Below are 18,667 nucleotides of genomic sequence, written 5' to 3'. Positions count from 1 at the left end.
GAAAAAGGCCCCGCGTGAGCGAGGCGGGATATTCAGATTGTTGAGATCAGTTAACAGTCAGTCGCGAAGCGCCCGTAAGAACGGCAACCGTCAGACATGTGGGGTTTGCCCTTGGGTGCAATGACAACGATCAGCAGGCAGACGAGAAAGACCGCGCCTGATTTCATTGCGAAGTCATGTTCTTTTTTGCGTAGCGCCGAAATGGACATCAGCGCAGCGATTATCATGGGAAAGAATGTAAGCACGGCGAGCAGCTGTATGAGAAACAATCAGTTCTTCCTTGTCTCTGGTAGTTTCAATGCATCGCCAGTTGCGGATTCTACCTGATTAAGAAGACCACGGACATAGAAAAGGTTTTGGAAAGGCAGCAATTGCCGCATTTTCCTCAAGTCTGATTTTGTCGTATCGCCCGCGAACATCGATCCTGTGAACTGGAAAATGTCGGAGACTGCATCAGGCGTTGGGCCAAGGAACGCGCCAACAACGTTTCGTGACTGATATCGGCTCATCTGCTCGCCGGTTAGTGCTGACAAACCTACTCGACCTCGTGTAGCCTTTTCAGCCACGTTGTTAACTTCCATGAACCAACCAGCAAGGCCAGACCAGTCAAATGCGTTCGTTGCCCATACCGATGGTTTGTCCGAAAGTTCTTTTCCTGCAACTGCCTGCTTGGCAGCATAGGTCATCGCACCAAGCGATAGGGCAGTTACAACGCCGGCCAAAGTTTCCGCGTCTCGCTGCTGCAAGGCGGATAGCGCGATACGCTGCATTGCTGAAACGTTGAAGCTCTTGAACTGACCGACAGTTTTGCCAAGTTCGGTACTCATCCAGAGAGGTTTATCCTGTCCAGGAGTTACAATGATGCGGTCAACGTCACGAACAACAGCGGATCGGAAAGCTTCTCGTGCAAGCCTGTCTTCCCAAGCGCCAGCTTTTGCCAACAGTACGCCACTTTGTGTCTCGCCGTGTTTCGCGAATTGTTGGGTGATACGCTGCGCCAGATCGGCATTGATGCCTGCGGCCGCAAGCTTTCTGATTTCCTTCGGACTGGCACCGCCATTTGCCACCTTTTCAGCAGCGCGCAAAAGATTGGTCATCACGATCATGCCGCTGAATTGCTTCATTGAAGCATTCCAAGGAGCCATAAGAGAGACAACACCAAAGCGAGTGCCAGCTGATTTAATGGCTCGTTCGAATTTACTACCGCGTCCGAAGTCATCGCCAATCTCAGCAAGAGACATGGCACGGCTATCGAGGATCATATCAAGTGCAGTGCCTGCGGCCTTCACTTCCGCACCGGCCAGCTTCACAGCCTTCATGTTGGAGACGAGAGGCGCGAACCCGTCGCGGAATGTTGAGGTAAGTCCATGCTTGAGAACAATACCGGCCATATCCGGGAAGGCTGACAGCGTCATGCCACCGAGGAGGCGAAGATAATTCAGGTTTCGCGCCACGCGTCCCGCCCGCAGGACGATTCCATCAGGGTTTGAAGGCAAGGCATATTGACCGCGTAAACGGTCGCGCATTGCTTCGATATCGCGAACCGCGCTTTTGCGCGATCTGTCGAGCCGTGCGCGTTCCTTGGCTTTAACCTCTGGGGATACGGCCTTGCCGTCTTTGTCTGTCATACGATCAACGGCAGCAATCCTCCGGTTCGCCTCGTCATTAATCTTAGCAATCTGCTCAGACATATCGACGGAGCCGAATTTCTTGGCAAGCTCCACATCAGCGGACATGGTGCGCGTTTGAGCATGAAGCACTTCTTCGATATCGGTATTGAGAAATTCCTGAATCTTCTTGCTCTCAATGCGGAGAAGACGCTCTTTCAACGGACCGCGTGGACCGGAAACAATACTGTCATATGGGATACGACCGTCCACATTGCCGAGGATTGTATCAATCGTTTCCTCGACCAGTTCACTTACTTCCTGATCGGAGAGGCGCGAAAATTCTTCTGCCTTCTTTGCCGCTGCATCTGCCTTAGCGTCTGCCTTCCTTGCAACGTTTTCAGCGTCACCGATCTTCGCCGCCGCATCGCGCTTAGTTATGAAATAGTCGTGCAGGATTCGGCCAAAGTCTGAGCGATACGCAGCAATCTTGTCCTTGTTGTACATACGGAACAGGTGAGAAATATCTGCCTCAACTGCAATATCTTCTGGCAAAAGACGCGCTTCGATAGCAGCTCGCTTCATCGCATCATCAATTTGACGGTAAACCTTTGCAGCTTCCGCTACTTCTGGAATTGCATGTGTGTCGCCGCTGAAAGCTGCACGTCCCACTTCTTCCTTGAACTGTTTGAACGTCAGCTTGTCGCCGCCAGTGATGCGCTGCATTTCCGAGCGCATCGGAGCAAGTCGACGCTGCCAGCCTGTCGGCTCTGGCGTGCTGTGGAAGTATTTCGCATAAGCAGTATCGATCTGCTGCAAGCTATCAGCGAGCGGCGCCTGCCACATCTTCATGCGGGTTTCGACTGAGCCGCCAATCTCGGTTGCTACTCCCTGCGCGTTTTCGGCATATTCCAGCGGAGTTTCTGCCAATTGGCGAACCGTGTTTCGTGTTTCATCAAAATCAGATAGCTGTGAACGGATAAGCGGATCCTGTGAGCGGACGCCCCAAATCTTATTGATAAGCGCTTCGTCCTTTAAATGCATCGGACCTTTGGTTACTGCCGCCGCGCCTGCTGATTGCGCGCCGCCGCCTGTGCCAAACACTGCCGCGTCAGCTTCATCGAATCCACGGCCTTGTTCCTCAATCTTCCGAGTGAGTGCAGAAGCTTCGGCATTCGACAGATAGCGCCCTGCCAGTGTGCCAAGTGCGCCACCCAATAGGATTGAACCGCCAACATTAAACGCTGTTTCTTCGCCAGTTCTGGTCTGCTGTGTGAGCTGCAGGCCAGTTTCGGAAACAGCAGCATCGATGCCTGCTCCAGCACTGGTGCGAATGGCCGTGCCGAGTGCGGTTCTCCCTGCGCCCGCGATACCGCCGCCAACCGAGAAGACCGTAGGAATATCAAACACGCCAGCCGCGAGTGACGCTATTGTGCCATTAATCCCTGCGGCGTCCAGCGTGCGCCGGTCTTCTTCCTCGCGCTTGATTTGAACCTTAAGGGCGTCAGCCGCCTTACGATTGAAGACGCCGCCAAAGCGCTCGACATGTTGTGCAAAATCCGGGTCGTCTTTCACATAGTCGATGGAGTTGAAGCCCTGTTCGACTTCGTAAGGGTTCTGAACGCCACGCGATGACAGATAAGAACCCACAATGTTTTCGGTCCGGAACGCCGCGCCCCATGTCTCGCCAAGGCTTGGATCGTCTGGCTGCTCAACTGGAGCAATGTTCGTCAACTCTTTCACGCGAACGGTAGGTTCATAAAACGGCATTACATTCCCCCCGGCGTGAGCATGCCGCTCTGCTGTGCGTTCTGGAACAGCTGCGAGCGCTGATCCTGCAAGTTGCCTTGAACAGTTGGATTTGGCGTTGTCGGAACCGGTGCTGATGGTGCTTGTGCTGGAATAGGTGCCGTCTGTTGCGCCTCTGGGTTATCCCACGCGCTACCTGCGCCCATTGGTATAGCGCCACCTGCGAGGAAGTCAGCCAGGCCCTGCCCTGTCTGTTGGTATACCCCCGCACGACCTAAGCGGTCTTGCTGCTGGCGCCGCGCACCGCTAACTACTGCCTGCGGGTCAGGACGCCACTGCTTGCCATACAGTGTCTGCAAGTTGCCATTCTCATCTTTATAAAGGACGGTATAGCCGGGGAGATGGTTCGATTTCGCCTCCGCTCCAGTCTCTGGAGTGGCAACCAGCACAATACGGCTCAATGCTGTATCGCGGATCATGTTTCGGTATTCATCGACACCGGCAGCACCCCGGATTTTAATATCACGACCATCTGCGCGGCCAGTCAATGTGTCGGCAACGATCGATGCCGGGTCATAGAACTTAGCCTGCGCGTCGTGTAGTGCTTCGGCATATTTGGTTGCAGCTTCTGGAGTGCTGAACTTTCCAAGATGCTGGCCAGTTCGCTCGTACAAAGCAATTGCGTCATCATCAGAAAGGATCTTGCCGTCTGGTGAAACAGTTGGGATCAGCACTTCTGCACCATCTTCATTAAAAGAGATGGAGCGAACCGTGCTAATCGAGCCGTCTTCGTTTGCCACCTGCGGACGGCGAGCCAGATCAATATTCCCTTCGACCTTAAGACCAGTAACAGCGCCCTGCGGGCCAGCCTTCATCGAGCGAACAGGATTCAACAATGGATCATTTGGAAACGCCTCTGCAAGATCAGCGATAAGTTGCTCTTTGGCGTAAGCATATGGATCGCTTTCCCCCGGCATACCCGGCCAGTATTTCTCAGGCGGGTATTTCATGATGGTTTTCGAGCCACCGATTTCCGAAACACCATAGAGGCGCTTCATTTCCTGCTCTGCGCGAGACTTAGCCAGATCGGTGTTGCCACTCGTGAGGTAGAATTGTTCTTCCGCTATCGCGAGGTAATCCGCTGCTATGCCTGCCGCCTGCCCTTCCGTGAAGCCTACATTCGGATTCGAACGCCACCCCATAAAGCTGTCATCGAACATTGCGCCAATGTCAGCGCCCTCAAGCTGTTTACGGAACTCTTTCGCTGCTGGCTCAAGCGCCTTACGGTCACGAACCTTATTCGGGTCGTTTTGCTCCGCGATTCGGCGCGCGGCGTCAGATGGATCGAGATTGAGAGTGTTCACATAGTAATCGAAGTCATCAACCTTGCGCTGAATAGCCTCGCCACCTTCGCGCCGACCAAGTGCGGACGGATTGATTTGTGCAAAGCGCGAAGCGGCCTGCATTGCGGCCTGCACTTCGGAGGCGACCTGACTATCTGCGCCTGCCCGGATATTATTAAGTACGGACTGCGGCAGCGTTCCGGACTGGCGCACCAATTCCTCATATGCTGGCTGCTGCTGATCCGCTGGCACAGACTTGGAAATCACATCACCGACAGCATCGACACGCTTGCGTCCATCTGTCGAATAAGGATCGACCGTCAAGCTCCCATTCTGGAAAGCCGCGACTGCTTCGCCTACCGCAATTTGATCACCCTGACGCGAACGCAGAGCAGAAATCAACGTTGCTTTATCGCTATCATTCATACCGCTCGACAGAATTTGTTCCGAGCTGGAAACATCACCCGTCTGAATCCCAAGCTGCAATGCGCCCTTTTGTGAATTGTAAGCGGCGGTCTGCTGAGCATCGATAGCTGTCTGCCCACGCCGCGCTGCTGCTTGCGTCTGGTCATACAATGAAAGACGCTGAGAGAGCGACAGATTTGCATAGCGTGGGTCCATAGAGGCAGGGTCAAACGCTGGAGCATTGCCAGTGATCTGAGCGCCACCGCGAATGATGTTCGCTTCTTCCATGCGGCGCTTGCGGTTTACACCACCGTTATCGCCTGATCTTGCATCGACTGCCGTTGCAATAGCATGCACATCACCAGAACGAGCGGCCTGAGCAACGTTATCAGGCAAAGAACCATAGTTGTAAGCGACAGATACCAGTGCAGCCTGTACATTCGGGGCAAGATTGTTCCAATTCTCAACCCCAACCTTGGCGGCGGCTCCTTGCTCAAATTCTTTGGTACGTCGCGCCAGATCACGCTCAGCGTCCGCACGGCTCACCTTCATGCCCTGCTCGACCTTCACCTTGCGGCCGTCTGCCGTGGTGATCGTATCGGAACCGTAGCCAACGCGGTGAGCATTTACGTCCCAATAAGGTGTTTCTCGGAACCCCTCAAACTTACGGAGCAGCGACATTGCGTCACCTCCCCGGGAAGTTGTCACGGCACCGGTCACACCAAGGCGCTCTGCCGCACTGCCAGCTGATACTGGATTTACCTCCGCATCACGGATTTCACGCTCACCAATGGTGAGTGCAAACATTTCGTCTGTCTTCTTGCGAAGCGCTTCCTTCTCCGAAGGCGGCAAACCGGAGGCGTCAATCGTGCGGTAGGCGTCCTGCTTGGCTGCGTCAAACATCGCGGGATCGTTGAAGACCTGATTTTGCAAGGTCTGCTGACGCTCTGTGATGCCAGTGCGATACCAAGTGTTGCGCTGATCGATCTCGGTAGCTGCGCCCTTATCAATCCACTGGTTGCGGGCGGTGGCGACCAGTTCCTGAAAGCGAGGCTGCAAAGACGCCGGGACAGTCTTAAGAAACTCCTCAGAGCGTTTCGTGTAGATACCCGAAACAGTATCGGTGAATCCCTTTCCTGACGGGTCAATCTTCTGCTCGGACTGACCAAATTCGAGTGCGTTGTCATCCTGCCAGCGCTGGAATGATTGATTGGCTGCGAACTCATCCGCCTGCCGCTGCATTTCAAGGCGACGGTTTGCCAAAACGTTCTGCTGTTCAGCAGCGCTCCCTATAGCCCCACCAAGCTGTGCGATGCCTTGGCCGATGCTATTATCGACACGAGTGTCAGGAATGCTGCCGATATCAATCGACCGCTGCGCCTGAATAGGATTGATGACTGCCATATGTGTTTATCCTACCCGCGCAGACCATTCCAAGGGTCGCGAGACGCCCCGGCACTAACGTATGGATTCGTGATCATTGTGCGCTGCTGGTTCAGTGTGTTGATTCCAGACAGTGTATTGACGCCGGTAGAAAGCGCTCCGAGATAACCACCCATTTGAGCCGAACGTGCATTCGATCGAGCCAAGCCAGCCTGAAAACGATAGTTGTCACTGGTGACTTGCGCGCCGTACCGAATGGCCTGCTCGTCAAGGCTCGCTTGCGTAGCGCTATCCTGCAGAACATCGGTTGCCGACCCAGACAACGCGATCCCACTCGAAAGATACTGCCCGCGCATGTTGGCAAGCTGGCGATCATTCTGACGTGCTTGCTGATTGGCGTCGTAGTTGCCTTTCTGACCGGCCATTTCAGCCTGACGATCAGCATAAGCCGCCTGCGCTTTGTATGATGCGGATTGAGCCTGAGCGCTGTAAATCTGGCTAGCACCAGATGCCACGCCACCAATGATAGCGAGTGATAAAGGATCAAAGCAAATGGTCGTTCTCCTTAAGGCTCGCTGTCGAGTTGCATCACTAGGGCGCGGATCAACAGCGGCAGAGGCTCATCAGTTTCCATGACGATCTGAGCGCCGTTGCCCCAAGAACCCTCGATGTCACACGGTATGATGCCTGTGCGCAGTTCGATTTCGTTACCGAATAGACCGCCACCCGTTTTAAGAAGCTGCTCGAATAGCGGCGGTGACCAGTCTTTAGAGCCAGCCATTCCGACCGTCGCGGCACCTGAATACAGAACATCGAGCATAGCGCCCTGAATGGTCTTCTTGCGCCCAAACAGTGTGCCATCCTGCTGTGGCCCTGATACCGGGAGCGTCACTGCACGGCTTGTGTAGGCAAGCCCAATGGCGATGTTTGAAACAGCATATGGTAACTTGACTTGCCCGTTTTCTACCGCAAGGCCAATCAACACATTGCCGTCAGCGAGAGCGACAACAGTTTCCCCCTCAAGATGGCCGAGGCCGGTCACTGACTGGATGGGAGAACCGCTGTATTTCAAGCCGCAATCGACATGAAAAGCTTCGTTGATCGTATCAATGTCACCGTCGAACGGGCGCTCAAGCACTTCTATATAGCGCTTCAACTGGCCGTTAATGGTGCGGCGCACACAGAGATAAACATCATCAAAGCCATCTTCGACACCGGGAACGACTGCGATGCTTTCAACAAAGCCGCTTGTAATCTCGTGCTTTGCAAAGCCAACAACCTTCTGCTCACGGTCATAGGTGACAGAGACAAGCGATCCATCAGCCATGGCGCAATAAATCTGCGGGTCCGGACGCTCGCAGTATCCCCAATCAACAATACCGCTTTTGAACAGATGCTCGCCAAGCAGGGACAATTCAGGGGCCACGTATCGGTTCTGGTCGCCCATAACCAGCTCACGGATCTTGGTCGCGCCGATGCCTGCGTAAAGAGTGATGCCACCGATCGACAGCGGGCGCAACTGAGCTGCGCCACTTGTGGGTCCCTTTCGTTGAGTAATGTTGATTGCTGAGAACGATTTATTGAGGTCGGCGGGCCCTATAATTCTTATCTGCCCCGAAGATCCCGTTGCAAGATCGTCATCATCGGCTAGCCATAGTATTTCATTCTGGTTTGAAGATAGCAGCGTAATTGACAAACCGTCCGTCTCAACGGCGCTATCACCTACACCATAATCTCTGAAGTTTCCCTGCTTAGATCCAAAGACAGTTACAGGCTGGGTATTTGTACGCGCCCACATAAGGCGCTCGTTGAACAGTGAAACGCATCCTGGCCACCCAGATTGATCGGAAAACGCCCCAAGTTGCCACTCCGAAATAGGTGAAGTATCCACAAGCCCATGCTTGTGAATAACCCCAGTAACCTGCGTGCTGGAAATAACGGACTTAATCTCTACCCAAACCCATCGACCGCTTGCACCTTTAATTCTAAACGAGCGACCTACATCACTTGTATGGAAACCACTACCACCGTTAATTCCAACGACCGAAGATGCTGTAAAATTTGATGGCGTCTGCGTATCAGCAATTTGATGCATTCGGATGTCGGTGAAATCGATTTTCGAAGCACCGCTACTTTGCGCACCATTCCAATCGAATCTGTATCTCGAATATACCGCCGAATTATTAAAGTCGTAGAAATGTCTCTCACCTGAAACCCACCCTGCTTCGCCGTCTCGACTGTCAAGAACCACCCATACTCCCCCATCCCAACCAGAAAACTTCCACCCGCTAGGCGAGTCGCCGGGGTTGTCAGAAACAGAAAGTATCCAATAGGCATCAACCGCAACTGGTGAGGACAGGATGAACTCTACGTAGCCAGATGTTAGCGATGTGCTCTTTGATGATGAAGAAACGGGTGGGGATCCTAAGCCAGAAGGGGTAAACCTTGTTGATACAGTCAAATCTCTGTCGAGATATGGGCCGTCTTCGAACGGAGCATTTTCTATTGTCCAGTTTACATCCCCTAATCGTGAAAGTTTACGTGGACGATAATTCTTATGCGCCAGATAGGCCGTGTCGTTAAATTGATCGTAACTGACTTTCGGCAATGCGGCCGCACTGAATGGCTGCGCGATGGAATACGGCACGCCGCCTGAAATAAGCTGCTGACGCTCCGAGAGGAAGCGCATTGTGCCATTGCCATTAAGGGCGAGCACATAAGCCTGATCTTCGGAGAACCGGAATGATAACAGCCGCGTAAACTGGCTGCTGTCTGCAACTTCTGTCAAAAACACGGTGCCAGAGCGACGACGCAACCCGCCATGCGTGAGCACATTGAAGTTCCGGCAAAACTCCAATGACGAGCGCCAGAAATCAACATCAGAGCGCGCGCCGAGAAGCGGGCTAATCTCGCCTTTGTCAAAGGTGTTCTGTACCGGATAATAGGTCAACGCTGCTGTACCCATTCGTTATCGGCTGCGCGCGGTGAAGTGCCTTCAATGGCATCAACACGCCAAGCATTGTCGATAGCCTCGCGGTGCATACCTTGAGCGATTTGAACATATGAAACCTTGCCAGTTACCCAATGCCCGCATTTCATTGCGAGATACGAAGCCAACGCTTCTACAAATACAGGCGGGTATCGGTCGTAATCCTCATTGCGGAAGATATACCGGCAGCGGATCGGCCCCGGCGCATTGGTCAGGATATACGGTCCTTCGACCTCGTGCGGGATTGGCGTGCCTTCGAAGTTGCCACACACCGTCAAAGGCAGAATGCGTAGACTGTCAGCCGGAATAGTGAAGCGGTTGCCCCATCCAAAGTCCGGCGCAACGCTGTCCTTTGCCAACAAGACACGCTTGAGCGCGAAATTCCAATCATACCGAGCAAGCAAGCTATCCCGCGACAGGCCGAAGTTTCGCTTCATCCATCGCACGATAGGCCGATTGTCGTTCTCTAGATTGGTAATCTCTGTCTCTTTCATAATGTCGAGACTGAGATTGCAGATATCAGTCGGCGTCATTCGCCCTCACCTTCTTCCGGTTCAGGCGCAGGCGGCGGTGTTTCTTCCTGCTGCTCGCGGCGCTGACGCTGCTTTTTCAGGTAATACCAAGCGAGAGGCGGGCTATAGCGCGACATCGTTAGTCATCCTTTACAGGTGCACGGACTGGCTTCTGCAGACGCTTTGCAACGCTGCGTCGGATATCAGCAGGCAGTTTCGCAAGGACATTTTCTTCTTCTGGAACCCGATTGGCGCGATCAATCGCGCGCTGTTCCATGTTCAGTTCGTGCAGTGTCTTCTCCCTCAATGGGGCGTCTTCTTGCTTTGGCATGGTAATCTCCAATCGAAAAGAGAGGCTCGAAAGCCTCCCTCTGTTAAGCCATTTGGCCAGACGCTTTGAGTTTTGCCAGAAGCGCATTCAAATCGGCAACAACGCCCGCGACATCTGTTGCAGTGCTATTCGCCTGAGTTGCTGCCTTTTTTACTGTCCCTGCGGTTGTGGTAGTCGCCACAGGGCTGGCAGGAAGCTTCGCACGCTTAAGTGACCTTGGAAGACCATGGGACATCGGAATTGCCTTTCTTGAAAGAAAGGAGGGCCGAAGCCCTCCGATTAGCCGTTGGTTACAAGGAAACTGATTGGAACCTGCTTGCGCTCTGGATAGACGCGGTTCCAATTAGCGGCGGTAGCCAGTTCCACATTGGTTGGGAACTCTGCTGCGACGGATGCATCCTGCCAAGCAATGCCATATGGATGCAGCACGAACTGGCGACGGGTGTAGAGAATGTCGCCACCGACGCCGTTACCCTGATCTGGCTTGCGCTCTGTTTCGACATTAGGGCTTGTCATCATCGCCTGTTCGTTGAAGCTGATTGCTTCATTGCCAAGCAGATACGTGACATAGCCCGATGGGTTGTTTGCGCCGTTGTTGATGACCTGGACAGTGTCAGACACCACAACGCGATAGCCCAGATAAGTCGGGAAGCGAACTTCACCGCGCGCGTCTGGAATAAAGTCGATGAGGTTCTGCTTCTGCAAGCGGGTGTAAACAGCCGAGTGCATGATCAGTGTTGACAGGTCTTCTGCTGCATCACCCATCGTCTGCTTGGTATCAAGGATAGCTTCGGCAGAGATAAGGTTTGCATCAGCGGGCGTGCCAGTCGTGAGGCTGATGTTGTTGACCATGTCGCCGCTATCGTTGGCAACATTGTCAAGGTAGACGCCTTGCAATGAAGCAACAAGGATCTTATTCAATTCACGAATCCACCAATCGGCAACCAGATTGCCAATCGCCTGCATCGGATCATCACCAGCCAGAACACCTGACAGTCGCATCGATGACCAAGACTTGGTGCGAACCTGACGGGCCGCAACATCCTTGAGTGCCTGGATTTTACCATGAGTGATGAGCTGCGCAGGATCATCAGAGCCTACGAACGAGCCATCGTCTGCCAGATCACGCCAAAAAGGAACGTTGGCTGTGCGGCCACCGCCTGTAAGGAAGCTGGACATATTCGCATCATTGCGAAGAATACCAGACTGGAAGATCGCACCACGTTCTTTGGTGCGCTTGATGAGGTATGGATAGAATACTTCCGGAACAATCACGTCCGAGAGGCGAGTAGTAGCCATTGCTATAACCTTTCGTGAATGGCAGTCGCTTAAAGGCCGAACTCAGCGGGGTTCCCGCCTGCGGCTCGTATCAGCGACTTTGCTTTGCTCGGGTCGTCACGGATGAGCTTGCCTTGCTGTGTCAGGTTGAAGTTTTCGGATGAGAATGGATTGTTGAGTGATCCGGAGGCATTGGTTGCCGTGGAATCTTCGCCGTACATTTCCTTGCCGACTTTCGCCAAAGCGAACGCGACATTTGGATCAAGCACCGCCCCCTGAGGGGAAAGAATGCCGCCCTTCACAAGGCTGTCCTTCAAACCAAGCTGGCTGATTGCACGGCTCGTGTATTCGAGATTGTGCTTGTAACCATCGGTGTCCGGATCGCCCCACTGTGATGTGATCGCTCGGTGTGCATCACCTTCGGCTTTTGCTTGCTGCTCTAGCGTTGAGGAAAAGACACCGGCTTGCTGCCCGACGAACTTGTCATGAAGGGATTGCGCCTGTTGCGGGGTTAGACCCGCTTCGTGCGCCCATGTACGGAACTCAATCGCGCTCTTTTCATCATATGGGAAATCCTGTGGCACGGCTTCGGTATTGAGCTTAAGCTCATACTTATCCGGGCTTTCTGGTCGGCCCAACTTTCCGTAGAACGCATTCCAATCTTCTGCCGTTGCATCTGCACCCGGCACTTTCAAGGCCTTGCTCGCGTGGGCTTCCAGATCACGATACGACTTGATCGCATCGTCTGCGGATTTCCACTGCTTCGCTTCGACTAGAGTGCGGTTATCTTCAATTTGAAGGCCAGCCACCCAGTTCTCGTTACCGCCGTTCGACCCATGATCAGTGATAACGGTCGAGTCGGTCGCGGTTGTCTGTGGAGCGGGAGCCGTAGCTTCCACTGCCACAGGCCCATTCGCCTGCTCTGTCATAAGATTTTCCTTGGGTTAATATTGCCCTTGAAGCGCTGCGGCTTCTTGTTGGGCTGCATTTTCCAATTCCCTCATCTGTGAATCAGAGAGGTGCAGGAAACCGAGTAAGTGGCCGAATGCGGCACGAAGGCCTGCATTGTAGCCAGCTTGAAACTGTGAAAGGTCCGCTCCCGGAGCTTCGACCTGATAGAAACCAGTGTGTGCAGCAAAGTCCGCCAGCACGATTTCTGTTTCTTCCGTCTGCTTGCCAAGAACGGACTTGTAAGCGTTCGTGAGCTGTAGCTCAGTATAGAATGGAACAGTCTGACGCTTTGATGCTAGGTTGCGCCAACTCATGCAGGAGCCATCCCGTTAGCCTGTGCCATGGCCTGCATTGCTGGCGTGGCGTCCTTAGCGGCTGTTGCCATGCCTTGGGCCATTTGAAGCGCTGCGGCCTGCTCTTGCTGTTGGGCTGCGGCCTGTCTTATCTGTCCTACCTCGTCATCAGTACGGAACATTTTGCGCGGCGCGCCGCTAATCTCGCGGGTTTGCTCAAGGACTTCATCGCCATCAATGCGAGCAAGTACTGACTGGTCATACTGACCGACGACTGTTGCCATCTGGAGCACACGCTCTACACCCTGCAATTCAGCCATACGGCGCATGCGAGCCAGCGGCCCGGTAAATGCAGGGCTGACATTCTTGCCACCGATCGATGCTGGCGGTTCCAATGGTGAACCTGCTTCAAACGCTCCCTTGCGCTGAATGATATCAACTTCACGCTCGACACCCTGCGCAATGCCGCTTTCGATCTTAGCGCCTGCCGGTCCAAGCTGCTCGCCCTTCTCATTCGCGCGAAGCAAGGCTTCTGTTGCTGTCTTCTGCGGGTCTTCGGCAAGGATCTGAAACAGGTCAACGAACATGCTCTGACGCACGCCCATGCGCTTCGTTTCAATCAGGCGCTCTGCGAATGTCGGGTTCTGTGCCTGAATGATTGGCTGTGCCAGCAAGCGGCCCTGCTCATCCAGATAGCCGGGATTGACCGCGCCACTGTTCAGGTTCAGGCGGTTGTAGATACCGCGCGCCGTAGCCATTGGTGGCTTAATCATCTGCTGCGAGACTTGAGCAACTGTCTTGCCCATGACCTGGAGCATCTTGATTTCCGAGAGTGCTTCCATGATTGGCGACTGGCCGTAAGGGGAGCCGTCCGTCTGGTCCCACCACATCACGTTATATGGGAACGTAAAAAAGCCGCTCGACCTGATCAGGGAGCGGCTGGAAACTTCAATCCAGAATGAGGCATAGGCGGAATGTCGCCGTTTGTCTTTGTATTCACCCGCTTCCTCGCGAGGCATGACGGCATGAACGAAGGTAAACGGCTGGTCTGGCTTCTTCTCAAGAACCTGTTTAACGACCCCGGGGAGCTTGTCACCTTCCTGATTGAAATAGTCACGAGCTGCACGCGCCGTCATTTCATGGACGCGAATGCACTTATCAACATCGTCATAAGCATTGATGCCGAGATAGCATTCAACGACCGGCACCGATCGGTAGAAGAAAGGCACCTTGACCGGATCGACACCGCGCCGGCCTAGATTTTCCTCAAGGTACGTAATGCCTGTACCAAGCCCACAGGTGGCGCGAATGGCCTTCTGATTAGCAAGGGCGAAGTTTGATTTCGTATTATACCGCGCCGAGAAGTGATAATCGCGCAAATGGTCAAGCCATTCTTCCTCAAGATCGGTCGGCTCTGGTGAGAACGGATCGTCTAGAGAGAACGAATGCCACTTCTGAACTCGCGGCGTAATCAGGCTTTCCATACCAGCAGACAGACGAGTGAGCGCCCATGATGCTGTGTTGTCGAATATCTCTTTGCTGCGCTGTGCGGCCTGTGGCTGCTGCGCCGTACCGGTTAGAGACGACGATAGCGTAAGCCCGTTGATCTCATACTTGTGCGAGGCATAAGGCATGCACAGATTAACGACATCACGCCACGCAGCTTCCCACGGAGAGCGTTCAGCCGCCATCTGCGACTGCATCTGCATGATATCGTCTGAGATGCTCATAGATTAGAACCCGCTGATTGTGGTGCGGCGGCGGTTTTCTTCATTGCCATAATCCTGAGCGCCGAGCGGCGTAGTGATAATGGTTGAAGCGCGACCCTGCGCCTGACGGCTTGCGTCTTGCTCTGCTGCTCGGCGGCTCTTTGCTGCCTCTGCATCTTCGCTTGGCACGGCTGGTGCCTCTGGCACTTTCGGTGTATCTGGCTTAAAGCACATCTTCCCAATCCTCTTTCAACCAAGCCCAAAGCTGGAATGTTTCGCCGTTAACGCCATAGTTGGGCATGTCGGCTTCGTGTTTCGCTCGAATGGATTTCAGCCACTTATGAGCAAGGTCATGATCTGCAAGTGAACGAATTTCGACGCGTGTAGCGCCTTCTGCAATGAGACGCTTCGGCCACTCCTGAATGCAGAACCTTGTTATTGCTGGTGCAGCGCGCTTAAACTTGTCTGTCCCATACGCCCAGGCATAACGGATATGAGGCTGATACTGTGGGTTGCCCTGAGTAACGCCAAATGCCGCGACCGGCTGACCTTCTATCCAAGCTGTCCAGCAGAAGTCAGGTGATGTCAGATATGAAACAGCACCGGCTTGTGACCCGCTATCAAGAACTGCCGTAGCGAATATCTCCCGCCTGTCCTGATCGCGCAGGTTTGCCGCGACGAAGCATATGTCTCGCAGCGTGCCGTCTCTGATTTCGACTTTCACCAGCTGTCCAGTATGTTTTCGTCAGGGGCTACAAACTGAGGTTCGAAATGCCCCATGTTCTGATGCGGAACCACCACATGCTCTGCAAATGTCAGTGACAGCGCGTCAGCCAAGTCAGGAGACCGAAGTCCGCGCTTTTTCATGTCGTCCTTCTTCTCAAGCATGATGCGATTAGAAGGATCGAATTTGTATTGCGGGCCTGTCAATTCTGCGGCCAGATCAATCTCAGTCTGATGAATGACGCCTCGGTCACGAAGCCATTCACGCATGCGGCCCCACATTTCAGCGCGTTTATTATAATAGCGATTGTCTTGCGCAGCCTTTGCGCCGCCATTGACTTCGATCACATTAAGGCCAAGAACGCGAAGCCGATCAACAACACCGCCGCCTACACCCACGCCATCAACGAATATGGCCTGAGGGTTGCGAGACTTGGCGACCTCGGAAATGTATCCCGATAGCTGTTGCGTATCGAGGCGCTCCCACTTCATCGTGTCGACAAGCACGTCACCTTCACGGATTGCCAACACAGAACGGTCATCACCAAATCGCGCTACGTCAATGCCAAAAAGTACCGGCTTGGCACCACGTTTGAATTGACGATTCTGAGCCGCGTTCACGTCATCCCATGAGATGAACTGCATATCTGCAAGCGTCTGATACTCACCGAGCCAAACATGCGCATATTTTGCAGGGTCAGACCGTTTATCGCGCTCCATATCCTCACGAAGAGCGACAGGGAAAAACGGATTATCAGAAAAGTTCGCACGCACCACGACAGCATTGTCATTCGCTGTGTTGCGCAGCAGCTTATCAATCGGATCGGTCGGCTGATCTGGATTCCACGAGAACCACAGTTCCGAGCCTTCTGCACGAAGTGTTGGGATGAGCAGATCAAGCGACTTCTGCGAAACAGTCTGCGCTTCTTCTACCCACGCCCTGTTGAAACCTTCCAGCGACTTGATAGACGCCGCATTGTGGCTCTTGAGGCCGCGAAAGATTATCAGGCTGTCATTCGGCCCGCGTATCTCCTGATCAGTAATATCGAAGTCACCAAGCAGGCCATATTCACCGATCTTATCTTCGATCAGCTGCTTGACGGAATCCTTGATCGAGTTCTGCACCTCACGCAGACACACAGCACGTATCTGCTGATGTACGCACTCAAGCACAAGGCGCGTGGCGAATGCATGAGATTTACCCGAACCGCGCCCGCCCCATGCGCCATAATAGCGAGCGCCTGGACGAAACAGCGGCTTGAATACCTCAGGTATTCTTATCCGTTGAGCCAGATTGTTCGACAAATTCAACCTCGAAACGTCTTACAGGAATAGGGCCACCGTCTGGGCCGCTATGCTCATTCATAACCTTGTCGCCGTACTTCTTCGGCGCGATCTTCGACATGAGCCATTTACGAGCATCAATCCTGAGCTTTGCCCGCTGAGTGTCTTCTTCGTTGCCTTCGTCAGCGATTTCGAGAATATCCTCGGCCATCGCGTCAACCTGAGCTTCGCGTGCGCGTGCGTACTGCGCAGAAAAGCCTTCACGATCATCTGTTACCCAAAGGCGAACAGTGCTTTCAGCTGGCATTCCACTCTCTGAACAAATCGAACGAAGCGAACGTCCGGAAGCAAGCTCTTTCAGAATGTATGCTGCTAATGCCTCTGTATATTCTGTCGGCCTGCCCTTAGTGACCGGCTGGCCTGCTTTCGCTTCTGCCCTGTCAGCAATTTCTTTTACACGCTCCGGTGAGAGAGCCATCACCTACACCACGTCTTTGTCAGGTAATCGTTGAATGAGCAGTGACGCTCGTAAGGTAGCGCACATGCTGCAAGTAGGATAAACGCAGAGAGAGCGAGAAGCTTGGTGGTCATTCTTACTTTCCTCTTGCTCGATCTAACGCGTCCATCAGTATGAACGATGCTTCTGCTCTTGTGAGGCGGGATGATCGGAGAATAGTGTTGCCTTCGTGATCGACGCCGACGACAATGACATCTTGATATCCGTCATGATCGCGGGCGCAATAATCTAGGCATTCCTTGACCGTCATCCGCTCATGAGCACCAAGTGAAATGATTTGCGCACCGCTCATCCAAACTCCTCAAGCTGGTCTGCCTGCTTTCTGAGTATCTGCGCCACGTCTTGTGGTGTGTCGCTATCCATGAAAGCGGCTATGACTGCTTCAAGAATGATCATATTGCGAGCGCGCCAGACCTTCTTTTGTGAAGCTTCTGCTAGAGAGGTGATTAAATCACATTCCCTCTTGGATTCCGCACTCATAGACAACCTTATTGTTTTTCAACCGACGCGACCCAAACGGGATACCCTCAATCTTGAACTGAATGCCAAGTGCCTTTGCTGCCCACGCAAGGCAAGCAACACGCCAAGCAGGGAAAGGCTGAAGTTTGAAATTCGCTGGATGATATGGGCGCATTTTGAGGCTCCAATAAAAAACCGCCACCCGAAGGTGACGGCTATTTCCACTTACATGATTGGGGCAATAAACTAGCGGGTCGAGAGAAACTTAAATCTATCTTGGTGAAACAAATCACCTACCTTATTCAGGCTGACTAAATGTCATTCGTTAGTCAAGTCCTGTGGAATCGCCTTGCGGTCTATCCCGTAGAAGTCCACAAGTGCGTCTAAGCCTATGGCGAGGAAGCGGGCCATGTGAGGCAGATGCATGCCTGTATCCTCATCGAGAATGCAGACATTGCGGACTGTGGTGGCGATCGGCCGTCCTGATTGATCGACCCTGCGGATTGCTTCACCCAGATCAAGAATACGCTCGCGCGCCTGCTCAGCCGCTTCCGGCTTATCAATGCCAGAGCCATGAACGCGGGTCATATCATGTGCCCGCGCAGATGGGTATGGAATGCCGCTTAGAGCGTAATACCGGCAATAGTCGGCACCATACCGCAATCCTGCCTGATAATGCGCATAGGTGACGCGATCTGGAAACAGGATATGGAGGCGACCGAGAACGGATCCCGCTTCTGGCCGCTCTGCGATCGATGCAGACATCCCCATTTTCATGCGGGCTGAAATAACAACCAGCTTTGTCTCTGCTTCTGATTCATGTGTTCTGCGGACGATAGATGACTTGCGTCTGCTCTTTCGTCCGTTTGGCTCACGCTCTGCCGCTGGCAAAACTGGCCTTCCCTTTTTCAGTCGTCGCTTTTCAGCCTTTGAATATGCCGCCATGCCTGTTTCCTCATCGCCTGGGGTTATGCTTGGTCAGGATCGTCTCGGAACTCGCCGCACCAATGATCCCGCTTTGTCAGATTTGTTGTTGAGCGCGGCAAAGAGCATGAAGTCATGCCAAGTCCTGCCGCCGCGTCATGGTTGTGGTTCGGAGGGAATCGAACACACTCGCCAACTGTCGCGCTAATC

The 18,667-nt window shown here is 53.5% G+C and carries 19 protein-coding genes; all 19 read right to left on the bottom strand.

Annotation, left to right across the window (positions count from 1 at the left end; genetic code table 11):
* Positions 1-50: 50 nt before the first annotated feature.
* Entirely contained in the window at positions 51-269 is a 219-nt protein-coding gene (locus tag CEV34_RS12635; protein WP_094543707.1) for a hypothetical protein, read from the bottom strand.
* Positions 270-3,377, bottom strand: a complete 3,108-nt coding sequence (locus tag CEV34_RS27310; protein WP_235819041.1) for a hypothetical protein — start codon at positions 3,375-3,377, stop codon at positions 270-272.
* Entirely contained in the window at positions 3,377-6,508 is a 3,132-nt protein-coding gene (locus CEV34_RS12625) for a lysozyme (RefSeq protein ID WP_094543706.1), read from the bottom strand. Before CEV34_RS12625 ends, CEV34_RS27310 begins: the two co-directional genes overlap by 1 nt.
* An 11-nt stretch (positions 6,509-6,519) precedes the next feature.
* The gene (locus CEV34_RS12620; protein ID WP_094543705.1) at positions 6,520-7,002 is read right to left on the bottom strand and encodes a hypothetical protein; all 483 of its coding nucleotides are present in this window, start codon (positions 7,000-7,002) and stop codon (positions 6,520-6,522) included.
* A 50-nt stretch (positions 7,003-7,052) separates the two neighbouring features.
* Positions 7,053-9,437: a phage tail protein gene (locus CEV34_RS26730; protein ID WP_143853363.1), complete on the bottom strand. Its 2,385-nt coding sequence runs from the start codon at positions 9,435-9,437 to the stop codon at positions 7,053-7,055.
* Positions 9,434-10,009: a phage connector family protein gene (locus CEV34_RS12610; RefSeq protein WP_094543703.1), complete on the bottom strand. Its 576-nt coding sequence runs from the start codon at positions 10,007-10,009 to the stop codon at positions 9,434-9,436. Before CEV34_RS12610 ends, CEV34_RS26730 begins: the two co-directional genes overlap by 4 nt.
* Before the next feature lie 118 nt (positions 10,010-10,127).
* Positions 10,128-10,319 carry a hypothetical protein gene (locus tag CEV34_RS12605; protein ID WP_094543702.1) on the bottom strand — a complete coding sequence of 64 codons (192 nt, stop codon included), beginning with the start codon at positions 10,317-10,319 and terminating at the stop codon, positions 10,128-10,130.
* 43 nt (positions 10,320-10,362) lie between these two features.
* Positions 10,363-10,554: a head fiber protein gene (locus CEV34_RS27710; RefSeq protein WP_094543701.1), complete on the bottom strand. Its 192-nt coding sequence runs from the start codon at positions 10,552-10,554 to the stop codon at positions 10,363-10,365.
* Positions 10,555-10,598: 44 nt separating this feature from the next.
* Entirely contained in the window at positions 10,599-11,618 is a 1,020-nt protein-coding gene (locus CEV34_RS12595) for a major capsid protein (protein ID WP_094543700.1), read from the bottom strand.
* Between the two features lie 29 nt (positions 11,619-11,647).
* A complete protein-coding gene (locus CEV34_RS12590; protein ID WP_094543699.1) occupies positions 11,648-12,526 on the bottom strand; it encodes a hypothetical protein in 879 nt (292 codons plus the stop codon).
* 15 nt (positions 12,527-12,541) lie between these two features.
* On the bottom strand, positions 12,542-12,862 hold the full coding sequence (locus CEV34_RS12585; protein WP_094543698.1) for a Bbp19 family protein: 321 nt from the start codon (positions 12,860-12,862) through the stop codon (positions 12,542-12,544).
* Complete coding sequence (locus CEV34_RS12580; protein ID WP_094543697.1) at positions 12,859-14,571, bottom strand: portal protein; 1,713 nt, start codon at positions 14,569-14,571, stop codon at positions 12,859-12,861. Before CEV34_RS12580 ends, CEV34_RS12585 begins: the two co-directional genes overlap by 4 nt.
* 3 nt (positions 14,572-14,574) lie before the next feature.
* The gene (locus tag CEV34_RS12575; RefSeq protein WP_094543696.1) at positions 14,575-14,784 is read right to left on the bottom strand and encodes a hypothetical protein; all 210 of its coding nucleotides are present in this window, start codon (positions 14,782-14,784) and stop codon (positions 14,575-14,577) included.
* Positions 14,774-15,274 (bottom strand): hypothetical protein, encoded by a 501-nt coding sequence (locus tag CEV34_RS12570; RefSeq protein WP_094543695.1) that lies wholly within the window; start codon positions 15,272-15,274, stop codon positions 14,774-14,776. The genes CEV34_RS12575 and CEV34_RS12570 overlap by 11 nt, the downstream gene beginning before the upstream one ends.
* Positions 15,271-16,578 (bottom strand): PBSX family phage terminase large subunit, encoded by a 1,308-nt coding sequence (locus tag CEV34_RS12565; protein ID WP_179253512.1) that lies wholly within the window; start codon positions 16,576-16,578, stop codon positions 15,271-15,273. Before CEV34_RS12565 ends, CEV34_RS12570 begins: the two co-directional genes overlap by 4 nt.
* The gene (locus CEV34_RS12560; protein ID WP_179253510.1) at positions 16,541-17,035 is read right to left on the bottom strand and encodes a terminase small subunit-like protein; all 495 of its coding nucleotides are present in this window, start codon (positions 17,033-17,035) and stop codon (positions 16,541-16,543) included. The genes CEV34_RS12565 and CEV34_RS12560 overlap by 38 nt, the downstream gene beginning before the upstream one ends.
* Positions 17,036-17,150: 115 nt before the next feature.
* Entirely contained in the window at positions 17,151-17,366 is a 216-nt protein-coding gene (locus CEV34_RS12555; RefSeq protein ID WP_094543693.1) for a hypothetical protein, read from the bottom strand.
* Positions 17,363-17,554 carry a hypothetical protein gene (locus CEV34_RS26725; RefSeq protein WP_143853361.1) on the bottom strand — a complete coding sequence of 64 codons (192 nt, stop codon included), beginning with the start codon at positions 17,552-17,554 and terminating at the stop codon, positions 17,363-17,365. Before CEV34_RS26725 ends, CEV34_RS12555 begins: the two co-directional genes overlap by 4 nt.
* A gap of 297 nt (positions 17,555-17,851) precedes the next feature.
* Positions 17,852-18,478 (bottom strand): hypothetical protein, encoded by a 627-nt coding sequence (locus CEV34_RS12545; RefSeq protein ID WP_094543691.1) that lies wholly within the window; start codon positions 18,476-18,478, stop codon positions 17,852-17,854.
* Between the last annotated feature and the right edge of the window lie 189 nt (positions 18,479-18,667).

The sequence above is a fragment of the Brucella pseudogrignonensis genome, assembly GCF_002252525.1.
Lineage (GTDB): Bacteria > Pseudomonadota > Alphaproteobacteria > Rhizobiales > Rhizobiaceae > Brucella > Brucella pseudogrignonensis.
This window is presented reverse-complemented; position numbering and strand designations above follow the sequence as displayed.

Excerpts from the sequence above, each read along its gene's own strand:
- CEV34_RS27310 (WP_235819041.1), bottom strand. The coding sequence starts at position 3,377 with ATGCCGTTTTATGAACCTACCGTTCGCGTGAAAGAGTTGACGAACATT.
- CEV34_RS12625 (WP_094543706.1), bottom strand. The coding sequence starts at position 6,508 with ATGGCAGTCATCAATCCTATTCAGGCGCAGCGGTCGATTGATATCGGC.
- CEV34_RS12610 (WP_094543703.1), bottom strand. The coding sequence starts at position 10,009 with ATGACGCCGACTGATATCTGCAATCTCAGTCTCGACATTATGAAAGAG.
- CEV34_RS12605 (WP_094543702.1), bottom strand. The coding sequence starts at position 10,319 with ATGCCAAAGCAAGAAGACGCCCCATTGAGGGAGAAGACACTGCACGAA.
- CEV34_RS27710 (WP_094543701.1), bottom strand. The coding sequence starts at position 10,554 with ATGTCCCATGGTCTTCCAAGGTCACTTAAGCGTGCGAAGCTTCCTGCC.
- CEV34_RS12595 (WP_094543700.1), bottom strand. The coding sequence starts at position 11,618 with ATGGCTACTACTCGCCTCTCGGACGTGATTGTTCCGGAAGTATTCTAT.
- CEV34_RS12590 (WP_094543699.1), bottom strand. The coding sequence starts at position 12,526 with ATGACAGAGCAGGCGAATGGGCCTGTGGCAGTGGAAGCTACGGCTCCC.
- CEV34_RS12585 (WP_094543698.1), bottom strand. The coding sequence starts at position 12,862 with ATGAGTTGGCGCAACCTAGCATCAAAGCGTCAGACTGTTCCATTCTAT.
- CEV34_RS12580 (WP_094543697.1), bottom strand. The coding sequence starts at position 14,571 with ATGAGCATCTCAGACGATATCATGCAGATGCAGTCGCAGATGGCGGCT.
- CEV34_RS12575 (WP_094543696.1), bottom strand. The coding sequence starts at position 14,784 with ATGTGCTTTAAGCCAGATACACCGAAAGTGCCAGAGGCACCAGCCGTG.
- CEV34_RS12560 (WP_179253510.1), bottom strand. The coding sequence starts at position 17,035 with ATGGCTCTCTCACCGGAGCGTGTAAAAGAAATTGCTGACAGGGCAGAA.
- CEV34_RS12555 (WP_094543693.1), bottom strand. The coding sequence starts at position 17,366 with ATGAGCGGTGCGCAAATCATTTCACTTGGTGCTCATGAGCGGATGACG.
- CEV34_RS26725 (WP_143853361.1), bottom strand. The coding sequence starts at position 17,554 with ATGAGTGCGGAATCCAAGAGGGAATGTGATTTAATCACCTCTCTAGCA.
- CEV34_RS12545 (WP_094543691.1), bottom strand. The coding sequence starts at position 18,478 with ATGGCGGCATATTCAAAGGCTGAAAAGCGACGACTGAAAAAGGGAAGG.